Source organism: Parafrankia sp. BMG5.11 (assembly GCF_004337455.1).
Window position 1 is genome coordinate 1 of record NZ_SJXI01000110.1, and the last position, 8,302, is coordinate 8,302.

The 8,302-nt window shown below is 66.7% G+C and carries 7 protein-coding genes and 3 pseudogenes; 5 read left to right on the top strand and 5 right to left on the bottom strand.

Annotated elements, in window-relative coordinates:
* Positions 1-428 precede the first annotated feature (428 nt).
* The 4 genes and pseudogenes from E0504_RS44860 (at position 429) to E0504_RS44875 (ending at position 4,030) form a co-directional block, all read left to right on the top strand.
* The gene (locus E0504_RS44860) at positions 429-1,700 is read left to right on the top strand and encodes an aromatic ring-hydroxylating dioxygenase subunit alpha (RefSeq protein ID WP_112108966.1); all 1,272 of its coding nucleotides are present in this window, start codon (positions 429-431) and stop codon (positions 1,698-1,700) included.
* A complete protein-coding gene (locus tag E0504_RS44865) occupies positions 1,697-2,038 on the top strand; it encodes a hypothetical protein (protein ID WP_112108967.1) in 342 nt (113 codons plus the stop codon). The genes E0504_RS44860 and E0504_RS44865 overlap by 4 nt, the downstream gene beginning before the upstream one ends.
* Positions 2,035-3,279, top strand: a pseudogene (locus E0504_RS44870) (amidohydrolase family protein). The gene E0504_RS44865 and the pseudogene E0504_RS44870 overlap by 4 nt, the downstream one beginning before the upstream one ends.
* Positions 3,272-4,030 carry an SDR family NAD(P)-dependent oxidoreductase gene (locus E0504_RS44875; RefSeq protein WP_112108969.1) on the top strand — a complete coding sequence of 253 codons (759 nt, stop codon included), beginning with the start codon at positions 3,272-3,274 and terminating at the stop codon, positions 4,028-4,030. Before E0504_RS44870 ends, E0504_RS44875 begins: the two are co-directional and overlap by 8 nt.
* Positions 4,031-4,086: 56 nt before the next feature.
* Here E0504_RS44875 and E0504_RS53845 read toward each other — a convergent pair.
* The 5 genes and pseudogenes from E0504_RS53845 to E0504_RS44900 form a co-directional block, all read right to left on the bottom strand.
* Positions 4,087-4,293 (bottom strand): annotated as a pseudogene (locus E0504_RS53845) (integrase); the annotation flags it as partial.
* A gap of 49 nt (positions 4,294-4,342) precedes the next feature.
* Positions 4,343-4,603, bottom strand: a complete 261-nt coding sequence (locus E0504_RS44885; protein ID WP_112108970.1) for a hypothetical protein — start codon at positions 4,601-4,603, stop codon at positions 4,343-4,345.
* Positions 4,604-4,848: 245 nt separating this feature from the next.
* Positions 4,849-5,535: a maleylpyruvate isomerase family mycothiol-dependent enzyme gene (locus E0504_RS44890; protein ID WP_112108971.1), complete on the bottom strand. Its 687-nt coding sequence runs from the start codon at positions 5,533-5,535 to the stop codon at positions 4,849-4,851.
* Positions 5,532-6,110, bottom strand: coding sequence for a TetR/AcrR family transcriptional regulator (locus E0504_RS44895; protein WP_112108972.1), 579 nt, complete (start codon positions 6,108-6,110; stop codon positions 5,532-5,534). The genes E0504_RS44890 and E0504_RS44895 overlap by 4 nt, the downstream gene beginning before the upstream one ends.
* Positions 6,111-6,232: 122 nt before the next feature.
* Positions 6,233-7,308: pseudogene (locus tag E0504_RS44900) on the bottom strand (transposase).
* Positions 7,309-7,809: 501 nt separating this feature from the next.
* On the opposite strand from E0504_RS44900, the gene E0504_RS44910 reads away from it, so the two are divergent.
* Positions 7,810-8,070 carry a hypothetical protein gene (locus E0504_RS44910; RefSeq protein WP_235013529.1) on the top strand — a complete coding sequence of 87 codons (261 nt, stop codon included), beginning with the start codon at positions 7,810-7,812 and terminating at the stop codon, positions 8,068-8,070.
* The last annotated feature ends 232 nt before the right edge of the window (positions 8,071-8,302 follow it).

Sequence of the window (8,302 nt, forward strand, 5' to 3'; positions counted from 1 at the left end):
GGGGACCGGGGACCGGGGACCGACGTGAGCGTCGGAACAGGCGGGTGCACCTTCCGCGGCGCTGTTGGCTCTCTCGGGTCTGGTGCACGCCCGTCCCCCGGCTGGCTGCGCGCCAGCGGCCCCGGACGGCTCCGCTGTCGCGGTTTCGCCCGTGATCGACGTTGCACGGCCCGGCGGCGACCGTGGACCTGCCAGGACTCCAACGTCGCGCTCGGGGCGCCCCGCGCATCTCGGCGGTCCGGGTAGCGGCGGCGGGCGGCCCGCTGCCACCTGGCCCAACCCCTCCACATCAGTGTCAAGGACATGATATCAAGTGCTTGTGTTCGCCTCGGGGGCCGTATAGATTTCAGCCAGAACGTTCTGGGGCAGCCCGATTCCAGCGCACACTCCCCCGGACCAGCGCTGTCATCTGAGGTAGAGGAGTAGCAGTGGCTCGTTGGCCCAAGCCGCCCGAAGGTAGTTGGACGGAGCACTATCCGGAGCTCGGGACCGAGCCGGTGTCCTACGAGGACTCGATCTCGCCGGAGTTATACGAGCTCGAGCGGGAGGCGATTTTCAAGCGCGGCTGGCTGAATGTCGGGCGGGTGGAGCTGCTGCCGAGGAACGGCAGCTACTTCACCAAGGAGATCCACATTGCCAAGACGTCGATCATCGTCTTGCGCGACAAAGACGGCAAAGTGCGGGCATTCCACAACATTTGCCGCCATCGTGGCAACAAACTGGTGTGGAATGATTTCCCTGGCGAGGAGACGAGCGGTACTTGCAGGCAGTTCACCTGCAAGTACCACGCCTGGCGTTACGACCTCGACGGGTCGCTGAATTTTGTGCAGCAAGAGGGCGAGTTCTTCGGCCTCGACAAGAATGACTACGGCCTCGTCCCCGTCCATTGCGACGTCTGGGAGGGCTTCATCTTCATCAACCTCGCCAAGCAGCCCGAGCAGTCGCTGCCGGAATTTCTCGGGCCGATGGTCACCGCGATCGAGGGTTACCCCTTCGACAAGATGACCGAGCGTTGGTACTACCGCTCCGAGGTGAAGGCGAACTGGAAGCTCTACATGGACGCCTTCCAGGAATTTTATCACGCACCCGTGCTGCACGCGAGGCAGTACCCGGCGAAGTTTGCCAACGCCGGACAGCAGAAGGGTTTCGAGGCGCCGCACTACCGGATCGACGGTCCGCACCGCCTGGTGAGCACAGCCGGGATCCGGACGTGGGAACTCGACCAGGACATGCGCAAGCCGATAGACGATATCTGCCGCAGCGGAAATTTCGGGCCGTGGGATATTCCCGACCTCGGCGTCGAGAAGATGCCGCCCGGCGTGAACCCCGCCGGTTGCGACCCGTGGGGGCTCGACTCGTTCCAGCTCTTCCCGAACTTCACGATCCTGATCTGGGGACTGGGCTGGTACCTCACCTACCATTACTGGCCGACGGCGTACAACAGCCACATCTTCGAGGGAACGCTCTATTTCGTCCCAGCGAAGACGCCGCGCGAGCGCGTGGCCCACGAGCTCACCGCGCTGACGTTCAAGGAGTTCGGCTTGCAGGACGCCAACACTCTCGAGGCGACGCAATCGATGCTGGAGTCCCGGGTGGTGGACCGGTTCCCGCTGGGTGACCAGGAGGTGCTGTGCCGGCACCTTCACAGGGAGACAGCCAAGTGGATCGACGACTACCAGCGCGGACGTGCGGGGGTATGACAGACGTGATCGAAATGCTGCCCAAGGAGTTCGCCGACCTCGAGCCATTCGTGGCTGACTGGTGCCTGCCGACCGAGCCAGAGCGTTACGACAAGCGCCTCGCCACCTCGATGGACGACATGCAGGCGTATTACGACGTCATCACGCCACGCGCCGAGGCGGCGCTGACGTACCTCGACCAGTACAGCCTGGACGACATGCCGGAGGAGGCGCTCAGGCTGCTGTACATGCTGTATTCGATGGTCATGGTGTCGTTCCCGGTCGAGTGCTGGCACCAGCAGCGCATCCCTGACTCGGGTGCGGCGCAGCTCGACTGCCTGGTTGCGCCGGTCCCGTGAGCGACGCGATCGTCCTTCGGGCCCATCGCTGGGTCGACATCGATGCCGGGTTGGTGAGGTCACCTGCGGTGATCGTGGTGGAGGGCAACCGCATAGTCGCGGTATGCCCCACCGAGCTTCCGGCGACGGCGACCGAGGTCGACCTGGGCGACGTCACGCTCCTGCCCGGACTGATGGACATGGAGCTGAATCTGCTCATCGGCGGTCCCGGTGGCCCAGACGGGCTGCCGAACCCGATGCACGGCGTCCAGGACGATCCGGTATACCGCACCCTGCGGGCCACCGTGAACGCCCGCGCGACACTGCTGGCGGGCTTCACGACCGTGCGCAACCTGGGGTTGATGGTAAAGACCGGCGGCTACATGCTCGACGTCGCGCTGCAGCGGGCGATCGACCAGGGTTGACTCGAAGGCCCGCGCATCATCCCGGCCGGGCACGCCGTCACGCCGTACGGCGGCCACCTCGACCCGACCGTATTCCAGCGGCTTGCGCCCGGGATCATGCCGTTGGGTGTGGCCGAGGGCATCGCCAACGGCGTGGGCGAGGTACGCGCCTGTGTTAGGTACCAGATCCGTCATGGCGCGAAGGTGATCAAAGTATCGGCGTCCGGTGGCGTGATGTCGCACTCCACGTCGCCGGGCTCGCAGCAGTACTCCGACGAGGAGTTCGAGGCCATCACCGACGAGGCACACCGTGCGGGGATCCGGGTCGCCGCCCACGCCGTCGGCGACTCCGCAGTCCAGGCCTGCATCCGGGCCGGCGTGGACTGCATCGAGCATGGCTTCCTCGCCACGCCCGAGTCGATCCAAATGATGGTCGATCACGGGACGTTCCTCGTGTCGACGACATACCTCACCGAGGCGATGGCGATCGAGCGGGCGGCTCCCGAGCTGCAGAAAAAGGCCGCGGAAATCTTCCCGCGGGCCAAAGCGATGCTGCCCAAGGCGATCGCCGCCGGGGTAAAGATCGCCTGCGGGACCGATGCGCCGGCGATCCCGCACGGCCAGAACGCCAGGGAACTCGTCGCGCTGGTCGACCGCGGCATGACGCCGATACAGGCGCTGCGCGCTGCCACGGTCACGAGCGCCGAGCTCATCCAAATGGACGACGAGCTCGGCCGCCTCGCGGCTGGCTACCTCGCCGACGTCATCGCCGTCCCCGGCGACCCGTCCGAGGACATCACCACCACACAGGACGTCCTGTTCGTGATGAAGGAAGGTCGTATCTACAAACATGTCTGAGCAGCACGCACAGCACGTCGCCGTCGTGACCGGCGGCGCCTCGGGGATGGGTCGCTCGATCTGCGAGCAGCTCGCGGCGCGCGGGCACCGCGTCGCGGTGCTCGACATCAACGGTGACGCGGCGCAGGCCGTTGCCGACGAACTCCGCTCCGCCGGTGCCGACGCGCTGGCGTGCCGGGTCGACGTGGCAGACCGGCCGTCTGTCGATGACGCGTTGGGGAAGGTGCGCAGCGAACTCGGGCCCGTGGCGATCCTGGTAACCAGCGCAGGCGTGACGGCGTTCGAGCCCTTCACCGAGATCACCCTCGAGTCCTGGCGCCGCGTCCTCGACGTCAACCTGACCGGTACGTTCCACTGTGTCCAAGCGGCGATCCCCGACATGGTTGATGCCCGATGGGGTCGGATCGTGACGATCTCGTCGTCGAGCGCCCAGCGCGGCACGCCCGGGATGACGCACTACGCGGCGTCGAAGGGCGGCGTCATCACTCTGACGAAGTCGCTGGCCCGCGAGTTCGCACCATACGGGATCACCGTCAACACCATCCCGCCGTCCGCCATCGACACACCGATGGCGCGCCAGTCCCAGTCCGTCGGCAACCTGCCCAGCCGCGAGGTCATGGCCCAGGCCATTCCCCTGGGCCGCCTGGGTACAGGCGATGACATCGCTGCCGCCTGCGTGTTTCTCTGCTCTGAGGGGGCGGGTTACATCACCGGGCAGGTCCTCGGCGTCAACGGGGGGTCGGTCATATGACCCACCCGGCCCTGCTTCCGCACGACCAGTAGGGCGACGAAGCACGGGCCGTGTTCCCGATCCTTCGGTTCCAGGACCGGGCGGTTCACCTGCCGTCGCAGCACCGCCACCTGATGTCGCAGGACGAGGAGCTCCACGTCTTTCGCGGTGTCGCCACGCACGCGGAGCAACATCAGTCCGAGAGCGTTGCGTGTCAGGGCGTAGAGCAGCGACCACACCATGACCATCCAGCCTGCCCGAGGTGGGCCCTGTCCGGCGGGCAAACGCGCAGGTCACCGCTCGAATCGGGGTTCTGGAGCCCCACAGGGTTCTTCAGCCGGCGGCGCGGCGGGTCCGGCGGCGTCGGCCCAGCGCGCGGCCCGCGGCGGTGAGGCCGAGACCGACGGCGAGTGACGCGATGTTGAGAAGCCAGTAGAGCGGGTTGATGTCCTCGGGTGTGTCCGCGGCAACAACGATTGTCTGGATGACGAGGATGATCGCGAACACGATGGCGGTGATCAGGTAGGCGGTGCGGCGCCCGGAAATGTAGACGCCGAGCGGAACGGGCAGCAGTAGCATCGCGAACTGAACCATGACAGATCTCCTTTACGGGGTACATAGGAAACACAGGAAACGCGAGATCGCGGCAACCGAATAGAAGGCGTCGACGGCGCGCGACAAGAACGGCCTGGGTGTCGTAGCCGATCAGGATGGGATGAAGAGAAACGGGGGCATGGTCTTTCCGGGCACGCCACAGGTGTTTCTGAACCGTTTCAGATGGGATACGAGTTTCGGTACCGCCGGGCGACCAGGAACAGGGATCGAGTGATGCTTACGTGCTATGTCGATGCGGGCGTGGTGAGACGGGCGACCAGTTCGGGGGCGCCGTCACCGGAGACCTGCGGCAGGGCCGCCTGGCGGCCGGTGAGCAACAGGACGATCGCCTGGATCGGAGCCTGAACCTCGGGTCCGGTGCCGACGGACCACGACGTGTCCGTGGCGGTCAGGCGGAAACCGGCGATTTCTCGTCTCGCGGGAAAAGGTGGCGGCCATCGCATGGACCATGCGCGGCTGGCGGCGACGGCCGCGGCCTGGACAGGCATCTCGTGCTGGTGGCCCAGCGGTATGGCGATGTCCTGCCCGTGGACGAGGATGTCGATGAGCGTCTCCAGGTAGGTGACCCCGAAGTTGTGCCGCCGCGAGCCGACCGTGCCGCGGATCCCGGCGACGATCCGCGTCGTCGGTACCGTCGCCGCGCGCCGGCGGGCCGCATCGTGGATCGCCCGGTCGAGACTGCCGCGCGCTCGGAGGATCATCCTGACCGCTTCCCCCGGGCCGAGCTGCTGAAGGGTCAGGTGGGCGGCGACATCGCGCACCGTCCAGGCGTCGCAGAGCGAGGGCCGACTCCACTCGTCATCGGACAGCCGCTCCAGCAGGTCAGCGATGCTCTGCCGCTGGGCGTCGATCGCCCGCCACACCATCTCGCGGTCGATGGCGCCGCCGCGGTCTGGTTGCACTTCGGTCATTCCGTCCCCTCTGGGTTCCGCGGGCGGATAAGGCTCGACACGAGCGCGGTGATCTGCCGGGTCGGGTCGAACGCCGGATCGGGCATGGCCAGCTGATGCAGGACGATGCCGGTGAAGTGGTTCATGATGACGGGGGTGTCACGCTCGGGGTCAGTGGATCCGGCGGCCCGAACCCAGTTGGTGAACCACGTGTTCACGCGCCCGCCGCCGGCGGCCAGCTGGGTCCGAAGCGGTGGGTGGATAGCCGCTTCACCGAGGATCGCGTACCGGGCCAGGGTCAGCGTCCGCTGCGGACCTGTGCTGTCGACGGCGAATCTGACGATGACCTGAGCCAGTTCCTCGGGCGTGGTCGGGCACACCTCGGCGGCGATAGCGTCCCAGTTCTCCCTCTCCCGCTCGACGAACCGGTCCACGACCGCACCGAGGAGGGCGCCCCGGGTCCGGAAGTAGTTGGACGTCGAACCCGCTGGCAGCTGCGCGGCGACATCGACGCCACGGTGCGTGAGACCGCGGACACCTGACTCGCCGACCACGCGGATCGCGGTGTCAAGAAGGTCATCGCGGCGACTGGGCATGACGGGACACTACATCAGTAGTGGGTACTACTACAAGTGTTGTACTCCGCTCTCGTGGCCGACGAGGCCAGGTGCGTGCCAGTGGGGTGTCAGAACTCGGCCACCGGCGTTGATCTGGTCTTTTAGGCGGCTCGTTCGTATTCGTTGATCAGGCCACCGAGGACAGGCCGGCGCTTGATCCGTGCCGTCGTGACGTCGGTGATCGGGTGGTCGGGTGGTCGGGCCGGGGTGGTTGAAGGCGGAGCGCGCGGTGCGGGCGTCGTCCGTTGTAGTGCCGTGCGTACTCGGCCAGGACGGTGCGCAGGTGCCGCTCACCGACGATCAGCATCCGGTCGGTGACCTCGGTCCGGACGGTTCGTACGAACCGTTCCGCGTAGGCGTTCGCCTGCGGCGTTCGGGGTGGGATCTTGATCGTGGTGATGCCGGCGTCGGCGAGGACCGCGTCGAACGACGCGGTGAACTGTCCGGCCCGGTCACGGACCAGGAACTGGAAGTCGGCCGCCCGGTCACCGAGGTCCATGAGGAGGTTCCGGGCTTGTTGGGCGGTCCACGGTCCGTCGGGGTGGGCGGTGACCCCGAGGATGTGGACGGTGCGGGAGCCGACCTCGATGATGAAGAAGCAGTACAGACGCCGCAGCGTCACCGCGCAGTCCACATGGAAGAAGTCCACGGCCAGCATCGTCGACGCCTGCGTGCGCAGGAACTGCCGCCATGTCGTGTCGGTCTGCCGTTGCGGAGCCGGGGGCAGCCCCAGGGACGTCAGGACCCGGCGGATCGTGGAGGCACTCACCCGGTGACCGAGCTTGAGCAGCTCGCCCCGGATCCGCTGGTAGCCCCACGTCGTGTTCTCGGTCGCGAGCCGCTTGATGAGGGTCACGATCTCCGTGCCGACCGGTGGCCGACCCATCCGCTGTGGATGGGTCCATTTCCGTACGATCAGACGGCGGTGCCACCGTAGGACGGTGCCGGGAGTGACCAGCCGGTGCGCTCGCAGTGCCTTGGGGAGAAGTCGGATCAGGGCGGCGAGCACCGCCCGGTCCGCCCAGTCCCACCGGGGCTTGGGCTGGGTACGGCGCAGCACCGCAACCTCATGCCGCAGCACCAGCAACTCGATGTCCTTCGACGCCGACGAACGACCGAGGAGAACCAGCCAGCCACACACCCGCACGAAGATCAGATAGAGCAGGCGTACGAACATGGCTGACCATCATGCCGGCCGCCGCACCGTCGCATCACCCCAGCTCACGGGCCCAAGCCGACTTCTGGCACCCCACAGGGTCGGTGGAATCCGGGTCGGTCCCGAACCGCCGCAGATGCTCGTGCATCCCGCATCGCTCCCGTTCCTGGCTGGCCGTCACCTTCCCAGCACACCCGCCGTGCTGACACCGACGACACGAACAGCCACCGTCACACAGTGAACTCACTATCAACCAGAGGAAAATGACCCACCCGCACCTAGAAATCTCGCCTGGTTGTCGGGCGACGGCCGTGCCGGTCAGCGCCGATCCGAGACCCTCACGAGCCTGCGAGTGCCAGCCAGAGACTTGGGATACCGGCCCTGTGGGTGCCCGAAACTCGTCCGTGAGCCATGAGCAGGGATTTTGGCTCACTCGCCGATCCTGTGGGGTGCCAGAAGTCGGCCTGAGCCTGTGACCTGGGGCGATGCGCCGGCGCGGGGCCGGCCGCATGATGGTCAACTATGTCCGTACGCCTGCTGTACCTGATCCTCGTTCGGGTCTGTAGCTGGCTGGTTCTCCTCGGCCGCTCGTCGGCGTCGAAGAACATCGAGTTGCTGGTGTTGCGGCATGAGGTCGCGGTGCTGCGTCGTACCCAGCCCAAGCCCCGGTGGGACTGGGCGGACCGGGCGGTCCTCGCCGCCCTGATCCGACTCCTGCCCAGGGCGCTGCGAACGCACCGGCGGTCACGCCCGGCACCGTCCTGCGGTGGCACCGCCGCCTGATCACACAGAAATGGACCCTGTGGGGCTCCAGAACCCCGATTTGGGCGGTGACCTGCGTGTTTGCCTGCGAGACGGGGTCTGTGTCGGGCAGGCTGGGTGGTCATGGTGTGGTCGCTGCTCTACGCCCTGACACGCAACACTCTCGGGCTGATGCTGCTCCGGATGCGTGGGGACACCTCGAAGGAGGCGGAGCTCCTTGTCCTGCGACACCAGGTGGCGGTGCTGCGCCGGC

Coding starts and splice junctions, on each gene's coding strand:
- E0504_RS44895 (WP_112108972.1), bottom strand. CDS start 6,110: ATGCCCAGTCGCCGCGATGACCTTCTTGACACCGCGATCCGCGTGGTC.
- E0504_RS44885 (WP_112108970.1), bottom strand. CDS start 4,603: ATGGTTCAGTTCGCGATGCTACTGCTGCCCGTTCCGCTCGGCGTCTAC.
- E0504_RS44910 (WP_235013529.1), top strand. CDS start 7,810: ATGTCCGTACGCCTGCTGTACCTGATCCTCGTTCGGGTCTGTAGCTGG.
- E0504_RS44890 (WP_112108971.1), bottom strand. CDS start 5,535: ATGACCGAAGTGCAACCAGACCGCGGCGGCGCCATCGACCGCGAGATG.
- E0504_RS44865 (WP_112108967.1), top strand. CDS start 1,697: ATGACAGACGTGATCGAAATGCTGCCCAAGGAGTTCGCCGACCTCGAG.
- E0504_RS44875 (WP_112108969.1), top strand. CDS start 3,272: ATGTCTGAGCAGCACGCACAGCACGTCGCCGTCGTGACCGGCGGCGCC.